This window comes from Marinobacter sp. ATCH36 (assembly GCF_023555055.1).
GTDB lineage: Bacteria > Pseudomonadota > Gammaproteobacteria > Pseudomonadales > Oleiphilaceae > Marinobacter.
In genome coordinates this window covers 67658-84754 of the sequence record NZ_JAMJPL010000008.1, presented here as the reverse complement: position 1 = coordinate 84754, position 17097 = coordinate 67658, and the positions used below count along the sequence as shown (strand labels likewise).

Sequence of the window (17097 nt, the reverse complement as noted above, 5' to 3'; positions counted from 1 at the left end):
AACCCGCCATGCTGAGCATACTGCGAAGTCTTGTACAAGAGGTAAACAGCGCCCGCGATTTGCAGGAGGCGCTGGATATCATCGTTTCGCGGGTGCAAAAAGCCATGGATACCGAGGTGTGCTCGGTTTACCTGCTTGATCCGGCCACCAACCGGTACATCCTCATGGCCACCGAGGGCCTTTATCAGCAAGCCGTCGGGCAGGTCAGCCTGGGTTATTCCGAGGGTCTGATTGGCCTGGTGGGTTCCCGCGAGGAGCCCATCAACCTTGAAGATGCCCCCTCCCACCCTCGCTATCGTTATTTCCCGGAGACGGGTGAAGAACGTTTCCGCTCATTCCTCGGTGTGCCCATTATTCACCACCGCCGGGTGCTTGGCGTTCTCGTTGTCCAGCAAAGGGAAAGTTCACGCTGTTTTGATGAAGGTGAAGAAGCCTTCCTGGTAACCGTATCGGCGCAGTTGGCGGGAGTGATTGCCCACAGCGAGGCAACGGGAGCCATTAGCGGCCTTTCCCTCACCGGTGAGGAAGCCACGGATGTCAGCTTCAGCGGTGTGCCCGGAGCACCGGGGGTGGCCATTGGTAAGGGGGTCGTGGTCTATCCGGCGGCGGACCTGGACGTTGTGCCGGAAAAACCCACCGATGACGTCGAACTTGAATTGTCGTTGTTCAACGGTGCGGTGACTGCAGTCCGCGAAGACATAGAGCGAGTCGCAGCCCGGCTGGCCTCCCAGCTTCGTCCGGAGGAGCAGGCACTGTTTGATGTCTATCTGCGCATGTTGGGCGACGATGCCATGCCCGGGGAGGTATCCAACCGGATCAAGGAGGGCTTCTGGGCCCAGGGCGCCCTTAAGCAGGTGGTCCAGCAGTATGTGCGTCACTTTGAGATGATGGAAGACCATTATCTGCAGGAGCGAGCGGTGGATATCCGTGACCTGGGCCGCCGTTTGCTGTCTCACCTGCAGGAAGGAGAGCAGAAAGACACCGTATACCCGGACAACACGGTTCTGGTCAGCGAAGAGCTGACCCCCGCCATGCTGGGGGAGGTTCCCAAGGGGAAGCTGGTCGGTCTGGTATCGGTGAAGGGGTCGAGTAACTCCCACGTGGCCATTCTTGCCCGCGCCATGGGCGTGCCAACGGTCATGGGGCTGGTGGATATCCCGGTGAACCAGCTGGATGGCAAGGACCTGATTGTTGATGGGTTTGAGGGACAGATTTTTGCGTCACCGTCTGCAGACTTGCGGGCTTACTACCAGGAAATCTGCGACGAGGAAGATGAACTCATCAAGGGCCTGGAAGCCCTGCGGGACCTGCCCTGCGAAACTACCGACGGCCACCGGGTATCATTACTGGTGAACACCGGCCTGATGACAGATGTGGTGCGCTCACTGAACCATGGTGCGGAAGGCATTGGCCTGTACCGCACGGAAGTGCCTTTCATGATCAAGGACCGCTTCCCCTCCGAGCAGGAGCAGCGGGAGTACTACCGTGAGCAACTGGAAGCCTTCGCCCCCAGCCCGGTCACCATGCGAACTTTGGATATCGGTGGCGACAAGGCGCTGACCTACTTCCCGATTCAGGAAGAGAACCCCTTTCTGGGCTGGCGCGGCATCCGCGTAACCCTGGACCATCCGGAGATTTTCCTGGTCCAGGTGCGGGCGATGCTCAAGGCGAGCGAGGGGTTGAACAACCTGCAGATCATGCTGCCGATGATCAGCAATATCTCGGAAGTGGAAGAGTCCCTGCACCTGATTTACCGGGTGTATCATGAGGTCAGGGAAGAGGGCTTCAACATTCATATGCCCAAGGTTGGGGTGATGGTTGAGATACCGGCAGCGGTGTACCAGATTCGGGAGCTGGCGGATCGTGTCGATTTTCTGTCCGTTGGCTCAAATGACCTGACCCAATACCTGCTGGCAGTGGACCGTAACAACCCTCGTGTCGCTCAGCTTTACCATTCCTATCATCCAGCCGTGCTGCAGGCGCTTGTTCGGGTTGCCCAGGACGCCCATGCCGTGGGCAAGCCCGTGGGCATCTGTGGTGAGCTGGCAGGGGATCCGGGTGGTGCGCTGTTGCTGATGGCGATGGGGTATGACTCTCTGTCGATGAACGCGGCCAGCCTGCCCAAGGTGAAGTCCGTTATCCGCAGTGTCAGCCGTGAGTGGGCATCCCTGTTACTTGAGGATGTATTGTTACTGGACTCCCCCCACGTAATCAAAAGCTGCGTGGATCTGGCGCTTCGCAACGCCGGCTTTGGTCGTTATCTGCGCCCGGGTAAGTCAACGTCCATAGCCCATGCCGAAAAGGCCCTTTCCTGATGGTTTGCTTTCAAAGCGGTTCATATAGGGTGTGCACTCTAAAATGGACTGCTAGGGTAAAAAGCATTAGCCAACAGTACCCGCAAGGGGATAGCAAATAATGGCAACGACGACAGCAATCAAGCCTCGCCCCCGTATCGGCCTGGCACTGGGGGGCGGTGGCCCTTTGGGTGGGATCTACGAGATCGGGGCATTGCGTGCGCTCGATGAAGCGCTGGACGGACTCGATTTCAACGACATTGATGTGTATGTGGGTGTGAATGCCGGGTCTTTTGTGGCTGCCAACCTGGCAAACCAGATGACGACGGCCCAGTTGTGCCGGATTTTTGTGCGCAACGAAGCGGAAGTCCATCCGTTCCATCCGGAGGTATTCTATCGCCCGGCATTCCGCGAGCTGGGCAGCCGGCTACTGGCGGTACCTGGTCTGATGACCACCGCGGTTCGTCGGTTCGTGAATAACCCCTATGACCAGAGCTTGCTGGAAGCCATGACCATTCTGGCACAGGCAGCGCCGGCCGGTCTGTTTGACAACGAAGGTCTGCATGAATATCTGCAGCGGGCCTTTACCATGCTGGGCCGTACCAATGATTTCCGGCAGCTTCGTCGCAGCCTGTATATTGTCGCTGCGGATGTTGAGAGCACTGAGGCCGTCTGTTTCGGGGCGCCGGGTTTTGACCATGTGCCTGTTTCCAAGGCTATCCAGGCCAGCATGTCCTCTCCGGGTATTTACGTTCCAGTCACAATTGACGGGCGTTACTATGTGGATGGCACCCTCAGGAAAGGCCTGCATGCTTCTGTGGCTTTTGAGGATGGAGCTGACCTGGTTTTTGCAGTGAATCCCCAGGTGCCGATCGATGCCAGTGCGGCAGTGCGTGCCGGTACCATGGCACCGGGGGAGCTGACCCGATCCGGTATGCCCCATTTGCTGTCACAGATGTTCCGCACCATGGTTTATTCCCGAATGCAGTCCGGTATTGCCCAATACGCGCGAGATTATCCTGACAAGGATATCCTGCTGTTCGAGCCTACCCGGGATGATGCCAAACTGTTTTTCTCGAACGTGTTCAGCTTCCAGTCCCGCCGCATGGTGTGTGAGCACGCCTACCAGATGACACGGCGTGACCTGCTGAATCGTGCGGATGAGCTGGAGCCCAGGCTGGCCAAATACGGTATTCGCTTGCGCAGGGATCGGCTGGAAGATGAGCAACGCACTATCAGCACCAGTCTTTACGGTGAGATGTTGCCGCTATATGTCGCGAAGGGGCGCAAGAAAAAAGCCCAGAAGGGCCGCCTGGCAACAGGGCTTGATAACGTGACAGAACTTTTCAGCAAGGCGCTCTAGAGAGCTGGAAGGGGTAGGAAGATCGGGGTGGTCCCAAGGGCCACCCCGATAGGACGAAGCCCGTGTCAGAGAATGTAGCGGCTCAGGTCTTCGTCTTCAGCCAGTTCACCCAGTTTTTCATCCACGAACTCCGCAGTAACCTCGAAGCTGTCGGTAACCTGGTCACCAGCCTCGTAAGACAGGCTTTCCAGTAGTCGTTCCAGCACCGTATGCAGACGCCGGGCACCGATATTCTCCGTGGTCTCGTTGACCTTGTAGGCCACTTCCGCGATACGCGCAATGGCGTCCTCTGTGAAGGTCAGCTTGACGCCCTCGGTTCCCATCAGCGCTTCGTATTGCTGCACCAGCGAGGCATCCGGCTCGGTGAGGATGCGCTTGAAGTCGTCTGGAGTCAGCGCCTGAAGTTCCACGCGAATTGGCAAGCGGCCCTGCAGTTCCGGGATCAGGTCTGACGGTTTGGAAAGGTGGAACGCACCGGACGCAATGAACAGGATATGATCGGTTCGTACGGCGCCATACTTGGTGCTGACGGTGCTGCCTTCAATCAGGGGCAGCAGGTCCCGTTGTACACCTTCCCTGGAAACATCTGACGAGGTGTTTTCCGAGCGCTTGGCCACCTTGTCGATCTCATCAAGAAAGACAATGCCGTTCTGCTCAACGCTGAGAATGGCCTTTTGCTTGATCTCTTCCTCATTGACCAGCTTGGCCGCTTCCTCATCGCGAACATGCTTCATGGCATCTGCCACTTTCATCTTGCGGGTTTTGCGCTTTTCGGAGGACATGCTGGAGAACATGTTCTGCAATTGACTGGTCATTTCCTCCATGCCCGGGGGCGCCATGATTTCAACGCCCGCACCGCTGTTGCGCAGGTCAATTTCGATTTCCTTGTCGTCCAGCTCGCCTTCACGCAATTTTTTGCGGAACAGCTGTCGGGTAGAGGAATCTTCAGTTTTCTGGCTGTCTTCCTTGAAGTCCCGGGGCGGGGGGAGCAGGGCATCGAGGATACGTTCCTCCGCCGCGTCCATGGCCCGATGCTCATGGCGCTTCATTTCCTTTTCGCGCAGCATCTTGATGGCCATGTCCGCCAGATCGCGGATAATGGACTCAACATCCCGGCCCACGTAGCCTACCTCGGTAAACTTGGTGGCTTCCACTTTCAAAAAGGGGGCGTCGGCCAGTTTGGCCAGCCGGCGCGCTATCTCGGTTTTACCCACACCGGTGGGGCCGATCATCAGAATATTTTTCGGCGTGATTTCATCGCGCAGCCCACCTTCCAGTTGCATCCTGCGCCAACGGTTGCGCAGGGCGATGGCCACGGATCGCTTGGCCTCATCCTGGCCCACGATGTGTTTGTTGAGCTCGTGAACTATTTCACGGGGGGTCATTGCAGACATGCTAGCTCCGGATTAATCGTTGGCTGACAGCACTTCGAGGGTGCGATTGTGGTTGGTGTAGATGCAGATGTCGGCCGCGATATTCAGGCCCTTCTCCACAATCTCGCTGGCTTTCAAATCGGTGTTCTCCAGCAGGGCCCGGGCAGATGCCTGGGCAAACGGGCCGCCGGAGCCAATGGCAATCAATCCCTGTTCGGGTTCTATAACATCACCATTGCCGGTAATGATCAGTGACGCTGTCTTGTCGGCAACTGCAAGAAGAGCCTCCAGTCGGCGCAGGGCGCGGTCTGTGCGCCAGTCTTTAGCGAGCTCGACGGCTGCACGGGTAAGGTTGCCCTGGTGTTTCTCCAGCTGTGCCTCGAAGCGCTCAAAGAGGGTGAAGGCATCGGCGGTACCGCCTGCGAAGCCGGCCAGCACCTGGTCGTTGTAGAGGCGGCGAACCTTGCGGGCGTTACCCTTCATTACGGTATTGCCGAGTGAGACCTGGCCGTCGCCACCCATGGCAACTTCATCGTCGCGCCTGACAGAAAGTATGGTAGTCATTATGGCTCCACTTGCCTGATAGAAAACAGTATTCAGAAGTTATGGAGGCGGGTGCCCGGTTTTCAAGGGCGAGAACGAAGAGAGAGTCCGGAGGGCTGTTCAGCCCTCCTTGGGGATCTTCCTGACCAGCGGCTGGATATTAAGGTTCACCAGCTTGTCGATGGCTGCGTTCATCTGGCTGCGGGAGGTAAAGGGGCCCACGTTGACACGATACCAGGTACTGCCAGTGTCAATGTCGATGCGTTTGACCTTGGCTCGCAGACCCTGGAACGCGATCTCGGCCCGCTGCCTTTCCGCGTCTTCCTGCTTGCGGAAGGAGCCGGTTTGCACCAGGTAATCGAAAGTCTGCTGGTTCGGCCCCGGGGTATATTCTTCCACGTCTGGCGGAATAACTTCGGAGTCGGGCAGCATGTCGTAGAAGCGGAAGCCCGGTTTTTCATCACTGGCGGAGGTTTCCGGCACCTGTTCTTCGGTCACCGGTGGCTGAGCCGGCGCCGTCTTTGATGTCTGCTGATCGGTTACTGGCAGCGAATTCAGGTAGGCAATAAAGCCGATGAATCCACCAACCGCAGCCAGGGACAATATCCAGCGCAAAGACAGCCCGCCATGCTGGGACTTTGCCGCTGCCGGGCGTTTTGCCGGCTTTTTTGGCTTCCGGACCGGTTTGGCGGCTTTTGTCGGTGTGGCCGACTTGCTGGCCGGTCTGGGTTTGCGGGCGTAATCTCTGGACATGGACGGGTCGGTTCCTGTTGCTTGTCTGGATGTTCAGCCTGGTAATGCCGTGCCGCTACCGCTACATTTCTTCCGGGGCGTTAACCCCAAGCAGGTCAAGGCCATTGGCGATCACCTGTCTGATGGCCAGATACAAGGATACCCGGGCGTCCCGCACCGCCGTATCTTCGATCAGCACCTTGTGGGCGTTGTAATAGGTGTGAAACTGCCCGGCAAGATCCCGCAGATAGTGAGTCAGATGGTGAGGCTCTCGTAGCTTGGCAGAGCTCTCGATCAGCTCGGGGTATTTCGCGAGCTGGTTTGCCAGATCCTTCTCTTCGTCGAGCGTAAGCAGAGACAGGTCACCAACACACTCGTTCAGCCCGCGTTCAACCCCTTCTTCCTTCAGCTTTCTCAGCACACTGCAAATGCGCGCGTGGGCATACTGAATGTAATAGACCGGGTTTTCATTGGTCTGAGAGCGGGCAAGGTCGATATCGAAGGTCAACTGGGAGTCCACCCGGCGTGCAGCCAGGAAAAAGCGGGTAGCGTCACGGCCCACTTCGTCGATAAGGTCGCGAACAGTCACGTAGCTGCCGGCACGCTTGGAAATTTTCACTTCCTGGCCGGAACGGGTCACCATCACCATCTGGTGCAGTACGTAGTCGGGCCACCCCTTCGGAATGCCGGCGTCCAGTGCCTGCAGACCGGCGCGAACGCGGGTAATAGTGGAGTGATGATCCGCACCCTGTTCGTTAATAACCGTGGTGAATCCCCGCTGCCACTTGTCCAGATGGTAGGCAACATCAGGCAGAAAGTAGGTATAGCCACCGTCGTTCTTACGCATCACACGGTCTTTGTCATCACCGAATTCGGTGGTTTTCAACCACATGGCGCCTTCATGTTCGTAGGTATAGCCGTTTTCCTGCAGGCGCTTGACGGTTTGCTCCACCTTGCCGTCCTCATAAAGGGACGACTCCAGGAAATACACATCGAATTCCACACCAAAGGCTTTCAGGTCCAGATCCTGCTCACGGCGCAGGTAAGCAACCGCAAAGTCACGGATGGCTTGCTGGTCCTCCGGGTCGGCCTTGCCGGTGACTTCCCGGTCATCGGCGGTGACGGTTTCCCCGGCCATGTAGGCATTGGCAACGTCGGTAATGTAGGCACCCCGGTAGCCGTCAGCGGGCCAGTTCTCGTCTTCCGGCGTCAGTCCTTTTACCCGCGACTGAACGGAAAGTGCCAGGTTGTTGATCTGGGCGCCGGCGTCGTTGTAGTAGAACTCACGGGTTACGTCGTAGCCATTGGCTTCAAGCAGGCGGCTCAGGCAGTCACCGATTGCAGCGCCGCGGCCGTGACCCACATGCAGTGGACCGGTGGGGTTGGCGGATACAAACTCCACCTGGACCTTTTCGCCCTTGCCGTTGTTATTGCGCCCGTACTGCCCGGCTTCGTCAAGAATGGTGTTCACCACCTTAAAGGCGCTGGCAGTACTCATGAAAAAATTGATAAAACCCGGCCCGGCAATCTCCACTTTCTCCACAGCCGAACTTTCCGGAAGTCGTTCCACCAGAGCCTCTGCGAGCTTTCGCGGCGGACAACCCGCAGCCTTCGACGCTACCAGGGCAATGTTGCAGGCATAGTCACCATGGGATTTGTCCTTGGTGTTTCCTACCTGTGGTGTAAAGGTCTGATCTGCGGGCAGAGTGCCTTCGGACTGAAGGGATGCCAGCGCAGACTGGAGTAGCTCGGATACGGTCTCTTTCATGCTGTCTGATGACTCGGTTAACGGGAAATGGGTACCAGGGCAGGGCGCCCTTTTGAATTAGGAGGGGAGTATTATCGCGGAAAGTGTTGCTGCAAGCAAAAAGCCCGGCGCTGGCGCCGGGCTTTTAATTTTTTGTGTGCTCAACGGTCAATCAGCATCAAAGCAGCTTGCTGATTTGCCATATCGGCTACCTCCGTCAATATTGGGAGGAGTTACGTCTAGATCTGTTAGATCACTGGCCAGGCAAGACAAGGTGGTTTTAGCCGACTCAGTTATCTCTGTTCCACCAACATTTACTTTGGCTTCTACTAAAACTTCAGTCCATCGGCATGCACTTTGCGGATACTTTAACGCGAAGTTAAAAGAACCATCCTCAGCTGAAGCGTCAGATGTTGCCACCGCCACAGCATCGTTCGTTGGCTCTAAGCTATCGCTTAAATTTACATCTTCGCCAGTATCCAAGTTGCCATTGTAGTTGATATCTTCTGCGGGACATGTGGCAGTTACATCGGCAATCCAGCAGTTGGGTTCCGTGCCTGATCCGCAAATACCCGGCTGCCATGTGCCCTTGGAATAACTTGATGGAAGTACCTTCAGTTCCACATCTGCGTTCTCAATAGGCTGTCCGTTAGCATCTGAAACGTAGACGATCCATTCTTTGAGGTACGCTGGACTTCCTTCCTCTTCCAAGGTGTTGCCTGTACCAATTGTCAGTCGAAGTGCTCCATCCGAAACAGTTAAAGTTGTGGCGTCCTGAATAGAATTATCACTCTCCAAGGTGGCGGTAATTAATGTGCCCTCGGATCCCGTACCGCTGGAGCCTGCTGTAAATACCGTAGAAACTCGGCCCAGAGAATCTGTAATGCCACTAGGAGAAGAGAGATCTCCATTGCTGACATCTTCCGGGATATTGAATAGTACTCTTTGACCTTTCACCAGATTGTTATTGGCATCTCTCACAATTGCGGTAATTCTACTTTGCTCGCCTGGTTTCAGTTGTGTTTGGCTTGCTTGTGTAACGATGCTTTCTGGGTTAATTGCGACGAACTCAATATCCATGGATGTAGAGAGCCCTGAGCCGTCGTTGCGTGCAACAATTGTGGCCGGCCCTGCGGAGTTAGATGAAACGGTAGTCGTTATCTCTCCATTTCCGTCCGTTGTGTCCTGAAAAGATAGTGAACCGTTGATCATTCCACGAGTTATGGAGAAAGATATGGGTTCGCCGGATTGGCCGGTGCTACCTTCGGTCCAAGCAAAGGTGACATTTGCTGGGGATCCGATATCAATTTCGTCTCCTGGTGCAGGGTCAGTGAAGGCGAAGTCACTATCAGACACGTTAATTTCGATAACGGCGCTAAGTTCGCTCTCACCAGAGAAGGCTGTCACCTCTACAGGATAGGTGCCTGCTGAAGTTGGCTGAAGCTCAAATGAACCTTGTCCCTGATCATTGGTGTATAAAGTGGAAGGGTTCTGGATAGAGCTTTCGATCGAAACGCTTTCTAGCGGGACGCCGTTGCCGTCCGAGTCCATAAGGTTGGCTGTGAAAGTCGCTGTATTTCCGACTGAGATATTCGTCGGGCCATCTAGCGATAGGCTTGTGCCGGTAATATTAATAGTAATTGTGCTCTCAATGCCGCCCGCTGTTGCAGTGACAGTTGCAGGCCTATTTTTAGGATTCTGAGGAGTGCTCAATACAGCCTCTGCAGTTCCGGTTGCGTCAGTGGTTCCGCGTAAAACCTGAAGAGTTGCATCGGCATCAACGCTGAAAGTAACAGGGATGTTCTCTGCCAAAACGTTATTCGAATTTCGCGCGAAAACGAGAATCTCTGAAGTTGATGAGTTGCTTGTACCCATCTGGACAGGGGATGCACTGATTTTCAATGAACCGATCACGAGATCAGTTTCGCCATCCCCGTCCGTATCTACACCGCCGCCAGCGTTGCTGCCGCCATCATTGTTGGAGTCACCCGAACCATTTTGCTGATCACCAGTACCGGCCAATGAAGAAGAGCTATCATCCCCTCCACAAGCCGCAAGAATTAGGGCCAGCGAGACTGCTGACGCACGCGCAAGGATTTTCCCTGACATTATTATTTCTCCAGTTTCCGTATCTGACGGCACAACGCCTGAATTGTGTGTGGAATCTTTTTTATTAGGTGGATTCCTGTGTGAGAAATTCTGAAAAGAACTCCGGTTATGGTGCTGAAATCATAGCACATAGTTTTTGTAGGGAACTCTTCGGGTGTGGGCTTTGTGAAAAAGTTTGTAACTAATCGCATATACGGGTACCGGTTCTCATTTTCCTTTGTGCACCTTAGCCAGTTTCCTGAGGATCAACATCGATCATCCACTTGACCCCTGCCGGCAGCTTTTTCTGGTCCAGCTCCTGGCAGATTCCGGTTAAAAGGTTGTTCAGTCGTTTTCTGTTCCGGGAGTTGAGGATCAGTTGGGCGCGATGTTTGTCGGCACGTCGGGCAATCATTGCCGGCAGTGGGCCCCAGGTCTCGATGTCTGGAACCCTGGTGAGTGGTTTGATGGTATCAAGCAGGTGCAGGCTTTTTTGCATCGTGTCTGCCTCTGCCCGGAAAATCGCCATGGTCCGGTAGGGAGGAAGTCCGCCCGTCTCACGTTCGTTGAGTAGCTGGTCAGCGACGGGCAGGTAATCCCCCTCGGCGAGAGATTTCAACAGTGGGTGGTCGCTGTGGCAGGTCTGCACAAGCACTTGACCGGGTTTTTCCCCGCGACCAGCGCGCCCACTGACTTGCAGAAGTGTCTGGATTAACTGCTCAGGGGCACGAAAGTCGACGCTGAACAGTCCTCCATCCGCGTTGACTACAACCACCAGCGTAACATTCGGGAAGTCATGACCCTTTGCCAGCATTTGTGTGCCTACCAGAACGCAGGGGTGCCCACTGTTCACTTTCTTGAGAATGACCTGAATGCTGCCCTTGCGCTGGGTGCTGTCCCGGTCAACCCGTACCACGGGCGTGTCCGGAAATTGTGTTGTCAGTATGTCCTCGGTGCGTTCGGTGCCCTGGCCGACCGGCTTGAAGGCATCGCTGTGACACTTAGGGCAATGGTCGGTAGCGGCGACCTGGAAATCACAGTGATGGCAGCGCATGGCGCGGTCGCGGCGGTGATAGGTGAGCCGTGTGTCGCACCTGGGGCACTCGACCATGTGGCCGCAATCGAAACACATCATGACTGGGGCAAACCCTCTGCGGTTTACAAACACCAGGGCCTGCTGACCCTCTTTCAGGCACTTCTCGATAGCTTGCAGGGCAGGGCGTGACAGTCCGCCTTCCAGTGGTCGGCTACGGATGTCAAGCAGCCTGATGTGAGGCGGTCGGGCGTCGCCTGCACGCTCTTCCAGCTTGACCAGGGAGTACTTGCCGGTCAGAGCGTTGTGGTAGGACTCCATGGAAGGCGTGGCGGAGCCAAGAATGATGGGGCAGTTATTGAGATGAGCACGATAAACTGCGGTATCCCGACCGGAGTAGCGAAACCCCTCTCCCTGTTTGTAGGAGCTGTCATGTTCTTCGTCCACGACAATGGTTTTCAGGCCGGTGAAGGGCAGCAATATGGCAGAGCGGGTCCCTATCATGATAACCGGTTCGCCGTTGCGAACCCTGAGCCAGGTCGACAGTCGCTCGCCATCATTCAAGGCAGAGTGCCACACGACAATACGTGACCCGAAGTAATGCTGAAAGCGCGCGACGGTTTGCGGGGTCAGGTTGATTTCCGGAACAAGTACCAGTGCCTGGTCTCTGTCGCCCAGGTAGCGTTTCAGATAGTAGAGATACAGTTCGGTTTTACCGCTTCCGGTAATGCCATACAAGAGAGACGCCGCAAAGCCGTTTTCAGGCAATGGAAGCTGGTTGGCAGCGTCAAGCTGTGCCTGCGAGAGTTCAGGAATACGGTTGCGGACTTCTTCGGGGATGCCGGTGGGCCCGGGCTGCGGGGCTTCGTGTATCAGCTCTTTGGCCAGCAGGCTCTTGATTTGCGACTGGGTGAATCCGGCCTGAACGATCTGTTTGCTGCTGACGCTTCCAGGCTGACGCTCAAGCCACGCCAGAAGGTCTCTCTGTCGCGTCGCATTGCCGGGCAGTACTGCTGGGTCACCGCAGGCTTGCCAGTAGGTTTCTTTCTTTTCTGTTGCCGGCCTTCCGCGCCGAAGAGCCGGTGGCAGTGCCGTAAACAGACATTCGCCCAGAGGGTGCTGGTAATAGTCTGACGCCCAGCTCAACAGCTGGAAAGTTTCCGTTGGCAACGCTGGCCATTCTTCGCTGGCGGACCTTACTGGTTTGAGAGTGATACCCGCCGGCGGTTGGACATCTGTGTCGGCGACCAGCCCTGTGGCAGATTGCCTCCCGAAGGGCACCGTGACGCGCTGCCCCCATTGCAGAGTCATGTGGTCCGGCACCAGATAATCAAACAGCCGCCGCAGAGGGCGATTCAGTGCTATGCGTGCGGTTCGGGGCACATGGAGCTCCATGGAGATGATAAGGCGGTCCGGGGCTTGCCTGATACCACGATTGCAAGTAAGATTCGCGGTCTGTTTCCGGCAGGGCATGATTGTGCCCCGTCTTGTCCATTGATTCAAACATGCGGTGCCTGGCACCCGGAGCCTTTTGAGTTCCCGTGATCAGGTAGCGGCATGACCCGACAGAGGTTCGCCATGAAAGAAGGCATTCATCCCAAGTATGAAGAAGTTAACGTTACCTGTTCTTGTGGTAACACCTTCAAAACCCGTTCTACATTCACTCAGGATCTGCAGCTGGATGTGTGCTCCCAGTGCCATCCGTTCTACACTGGCAAGCAGAAAGTGATGGATACTGGTGGTCGTATCGACCGTTTCCAGAAGCGTTTCGGTGGTCGCATCGGCGGCAAGAAAAGCTGATTCGGATACTGACGTTGAAAAAAGCGCCTTGCGAGGCGCTTTTTTTGTATATGCCGATTGTCCCGGCGAGCCGCTTTTTCATGAGTGTGTACGCAGAAAGGCTTATTGACTGATCACGAAATGCTCAGCAAGGCCTTGTCTGATATCGACCTTCGCGCCATAATGGCGCGCTCCGCTAGGCTGGGCCTGGTGGCTTTTATCTCTTAAACGTGACAAACGGAACAGTGGCAATGTCTCAAGATCTGAAAGAAGCAGCCCTTGAATATCACGCCAAGCCGCGGCCTGGTAAGCTTAGTGTTGAAATCACCAAGCCCACCAAGACCTCCCGCGATCTTTCTCTGGCGTACAGTCCCGGGGTTGCTGAGCCGGTCCGCGAGATCGCGAAGGACCCAGAGAACGCATACAAATACACTGGCAAGGGTAACCTGGTCGCTGTCATTTCCGATGGCTCCGCTATTCTTGGTCTGGGTAACCTCGGCCCCCTGGCAAGCAAGCCGGTAATGGAAGGCAAGGGCGTGCTTTTCAAGCGCTTTGCCGGCATTGATGTCTTTGATATCGAAGTCAATTCCGAAAGCCCCCAGGCATTCATCGAAACTGTTGAGCGTATCGCTGATACCTTCGGCGGCATCAACCTGGAAGATATCAAGGCTCCTGAATGTTTTGAAATCGAGCGCGCTTTGATCGAGAAGTGCAATGTGCCGATCTTCCACGATGACCAGCACGGTACCGCTATCGTGACTGCCGCTGGCATGATCAACGCTCTTGAATTGCAGGGCAAAAAGATCGAAGAGGCCAAGGTTGTGTGTCTTGGCGCCGGTGCGGCGGCTATCGCCTGCATGAAGCTGCTGATCAGCTGCGGTGTTCGCTCTGAGAACATTTTCATGCTGGATCGCAAAGGCGTGATTCATTCCGGTCGTGATGACCTGAACCAGTACAAGGCGATGTTTGCCAACGACACCGACAAGCGCACGCTTGATGATGCGATGGATGGTGCCGACGTATTTCTCGGTCTTTCTGGCCCGGACCTGGTGACTGCGGAGCAGCTCAAGCTGATGGCGCCAAAGCCGATCGTATTTGCCTGTTCAAATCCGGATCCCGAGATCAGCCCAGAAGTGGCATTGGCAGCCCGTGATGATCTGATCATGGCAACAGGCCGGTCCGATTACCCGAACCAGGTAAACAACGTGCTCGGCTTCCCGTTCATTTTCCGTGGTGCGCTGGACGTAAGGGCCACTGCGATCAACGAAGAAATGAAAGTGGCAGCGGTTCACGCGATTCGCGAACTGGCCAAAGAGCCAGTGCCCCAGGAAATCTGCGAAGCCTATGACGTTGCAAGCTTCGAGTTTGGTCGGGAATACATTATTCCCAAGCCTATGGATGTTCGCCTGCTGGAAGTTGTTCCGGCGGCGGTTGCGCGTGCAGCTGTTGACTCCGGTGTTGCGCGTAATGGGTATCCTGCCCATTATCCACTGAAGTCCATGGACGATATCATCTGATATAGCGTTCACGGGCTTTAGATAATAAAAAACCGGCGGAGAAAACACCGCCGGTTTTTTTTATGTTCCTGGGAATTGGCTTGCCAGACAGGTCAGAAAATCTGTCTGGACAAGCCTCCGTCGTCGCCGTTTTCACTACCACCGGATGATTCCTCCTGAGGATCCAACTGTGGTGGTGCGTCTTCTTCTTTGAACAGTTCAAACATTGCACCCTCCTGCCCTGGGCGGGCACGCTTGCCGGTTTCCGGATCGATGCGGATGTTCACGATCCCGTTGGGTCTCGGCATCAGTGAAGGCGGTTCGCCTTCGAGGGCTACCTTCATGTAGCCAAGCCATACTGGCAGGGCTGTGCTGGCGCCAAATTCGCGACGCCCAAGCGGCTGTGGCTGGTCAAAACCAACCCAGACAGTGGTGGCGATGTCATGGTTGAAGCCGCCGAACCAGGTGTCTCTCTGCTCATTGGTGGTGCCGGTTTTGCCGCTGATATCGTCTCTGCCCAGTGCCTGGGCCCGTCTGCCGGTGCCCAACCTGATGACGTCGCGCATCATCGAATGCAGAATATATACTGAGCGCTCATCCGCGAGCCGTCTTGCAATGCGGGCGTTGCGATCTTCCGTATCAATCTCTTTTTGCGCTTGCTCGCAGTTGTCGTCACAAAGGATGACTTCGGGCGCTTCAAACATTTCCTCGTCATTGACATCGGAAATGCTGCTGACGAGGAAGGGGTCGACGTCATAACCGCCATTGGCGATAACCGCGAAACCGCGCGCGAGATCCATGGGAGTCAGTAGCCCGCTTCCCAGAGACAGGGACAGGTCTTTCTGCATGTCCTCGGTGGGGATTTGCAGTTGGTCGAGGTAATCTATGGTGTTCTGTATTCCGAGATCCCTGAGAAGGCGCACGGAGACAAGGTTTCTTGACCGGTACAAGGCTTCTCTGAGGCGCGTGGGGCCGTAGAATTGCCCGGAAGCATTCTGGGGTCGCCAGGCTGTCTCCAGCTCCGCGTCGTCGAAGACAATCGGTGCATCGTTATAGATTGTCGCCGGAGTCATTCCTTGCTCCAGGGCGCTCAGGTAAAGGAACGGCTTGAAGGTGGAGCCTGGCTGTCTTCTGGCCTGGATTGCCCGGTTATACTTGTTCTGGCTGAAGCTGTAACCGCCGGCAAGGGCCTCAATAGCTCCTGTTTTTGCGTCCAGTGATATCAGTGCGCCCTGGACCAGGGGGACCTGTGACAGGGCAACCCGTCTGACTTCGGGGATCTCCGCGACAGTCGGCTCGCTTTTCCCTGCGGAATTTTCCTCCTGATTCCCGGCAGGTTGTTCGGGAGTCATGATGACCATGGGTTTCACGTAGACTATGTCGCCAGGTGCAACGACATCAGAGGGTTTTTCAGGTTCAGGGCCGGTAAGGTTTTCGGTCTTGTACCGTTTGGCCCATGTCATAGTGTTGAATGCCATAGCCGACGTGCCCAGGCCGCGGGCGTGAAGGTCAGCCTCGTTGTCTTCGTCCCTCACTCTGGTGACAACGGCGGGGACGAGCTCTGCGACGCGTGGGTAATTGGCCATCAGGTTATCGAGGTTGTCCGGGGCCAGTTCGTCTTCGCCAACCTGGCCAATCGGGCCGCGGAAACCATGGCGCCGATCGTACTCCTCCAGGCCTTCTCTGAGAGCAATGGTGGCTCTACGTTGTTTTTCGCTATCCACGGTAAGCTTTACGGTGTAGCCATCGGTGTAGGCTGCATCCCCGAATCGTCTGACCATGTCTGCCCGCGCCATTTCGGCCACATAGTCTGCGTCCACCTCTGTGGAGGCAGCATTGAAACTCGCTGTCAGCGGGGCAGTGGAGGCCAGTTCGTAAGCATCTGGCGTAATGTATTCCAGGTCACGCATGCGGCCCAGGATCCAGTTTCTACGGGCTTCTGCACGACTCGGGTTGGCAAGCGGGTTGTAAGCTGAAGGTGCTTTGGGCAGACCGGCCAGCATCGCCATTTCTGCCAGTGACAGTTCAGTCACAGTTTTGTCGTAATAAACCTGTGCGGCGGCGGCAATACCGTAGGCGCGATTGCCCAGATAGATCTTGTTGAGATAGAGCTCGAGGATGCGGTTTTTATCAAGTTCACGCTCAATCTGAAGAGCCAAAAGTATCTCGTTGAACTTGCGAATAAACGTCCTGTCGCGTGACAAAAAGTAATTTTTTGCAACCTGCATTGTGATGGTGCTGCCTCCCGACTGGATCTCTCCGGTGGAGACCAGTTCGATGGCAGCCCGCATCAGGCCTTTGAAGTCGACCCCGAAGTGCTCATAAAAACGGGCGTCTTCAGCTGCCAAAAAGGCATGTAACTGAATTGTAGGGATCTGTTCGATTGTGACCGGTGCCCTTCTCTTTTCACCGAATTCTGCTATTAATCTGTCGTCTGCGCTGTAGACCCGCAACGGGGTCTGCAGCTTGATGTCCAGGAGCTGATCGACAGGTGGTAGCCCCGGACGAAGATAGAGGTAAAATCCTGACGCCACGATTGTGGCGAGACTGAATCCAGTGAGAAAAAGCCATGCAAACAGGCGAGATGTACGTAACAAATGAGACATTTTTTTCTGACAACTGTTGGATATAGGTCTATCATTTGAGAAA

11 protein-coding genes are annotated in these 17097 nt (G+C 55.6%); 4 read left to right on the top strand and 7 right to left on the bottom strand.

The window, feature by feature from the left end:
- The first annotated feature begins 8 nt into the window (after positions 1-8).
- Together ptsP and M8010_RS18325 are read left to right on the top strand one after the other, a co-directional pair.
- Positions 9-2315 (top strand): phosphoenolpyruvate--protein phosphotransferase, encoded by a 2307-nt coding sequence (gene ptsP / locus M8010_RS18330; RefSeq protein WP_250094165.1) that lies wholly within the window; start codon positions 9-11, stop codon positions 2313-2315.
- Positions 2316-2415: 100 nt separating this feature from the next.
- On the top strand, positions 2416-3657 hold the full coding sequence (locus tag M8010_RS18325; protein WP_250094164.1) for a patatin-like phospholipase family protein: 1242 nt from the start codon (positions 2416-2418) through the stop codon (positions 3655-3657).
- A 65-nt stretch (positions 3658-3722) separates the two neighbouring features.
- Here the strand turns inward: M8010_RS18325 and hslU are convergent, their stop codons facing one another.
- The 6 genes from hslU to M8010_RS18295 all read right to left on the bottom strand — a co-directional run bounded on the left by hslU (position 3723) and on the right by M8010_RS18295 (position 12556).
- Positions 3723-5051, bottom strand: coding sequence for an ATP-dependent protease ATPase subunit HslU (gene hslU / locus M8010_RS18320; RefSeq protein WP_250094163.1), 1329 nt, complete (start codon positions 5049-5051; stop codon positions 3723-3725).
- 12 nt (positions 5052-5063) lie between these two features.
- Complete coding sequence (hslV, locus tag M8010_RS18315; protein ID WP_250094162.1) at positions 5064-5594, bottom strand: ATP-dependent protease subunit HslV; 531 nt, start codon at positions 5592-5594, stop codon at positions 5064-5066.
- A 99-nt stretch (positions 5595-5693) separates the two neighbouring features.
- Positions 5694-6326, bottom strand: coding sequence for an SPOR domain-containing protein (locus tag M8010_RS18310; protein ID WP_250094161.1), 633 nt, complete (start codon positions 6324-6326; stop codon positions 5694-5696).
- A gap of 61 nt (positions 6327-6387) precedes the next feature.
- The gene (argS, locus tag M8010_RS18305) at positions 6388-8073 is read right to left on the bottom strand and encodes an arginine--tRNA ligase (protein ID WP_250094160.1); all 1686 of its coding nucleotides are present in this window, start codon (positions 8071-8073) and stop codon (positions 6388-6390) included.
- A gap of 147 nt (positions 8074-8220) precedes the next feature.
- Positions 8221-10161, bottom strand: coding sequence for an Ig-like domain-containing protein (locus M8010_RS18300; RefSeq protein ID WP_250094159.1), 1941 nt, complete (start codon positions 10159-10161; stop codon positions 8221-8223).
- A 226-nt stretch (positions 10162-10387) separates the two neighbouring features.
- Positions 10388-12556, bottom strand: coding sequence for a primosomal protein N' (locus M8010_RS18295; protein WP_250094158.1), 2169 nt, complete (start codon positions 12554-12556; stop codon positions 10388-10390).
- Between the two features lie 195 nt (positions 12557-12751).
- Here M8010_RS18295 and rpmE point away from each other — a divergent pair, with 195 nt between their 5' ends.
- Both rpmE and M8010_RS18285 read left to right on the top strand, forming a co-directional pair.
- Positions 12752-12973, top strand: a complete 222-nt coding sequence (rpmE, locus tag M8010_RS18290) for a 50S ribosomal protein L31 (protein WP_250094260.1) — start codon at positions 12752-12754, stop codon at positions 12971-12973.
- A 230-nt stretch (positions 12974-13203) separates the two neighbouring features.
- On the top strand, positions 13204-14469 hold the full coding sequence (locus M8010_RS18285; RefSeq protein WP_250094157.1) for a malic enzyme-like NAD(P)-binding protein: 1266 nt from the start codon (positions 13204-13206) through the stop codon (positions 14467-14469).
- Positions 14470-14561: 92 nt separating this feature from the next.
- Here M8010_RS18285 and M8010_RS18280 read toward each other — a convergent pair whose 3' ends face one another.
- Positions 14562-17054: a penicillin-binding protein 1A gene (locus tag M8010_RS18280; RefSeq protein ID WP_250094156.1), complete on the bottom strand. Its 2493-nt coding sequence runs from the start codon at positions 17052-17054 to the stop codon at positions 14562-14564.
- Between the last annotated feature and the right edge of the window lie 43 nt (positions 17055-17097).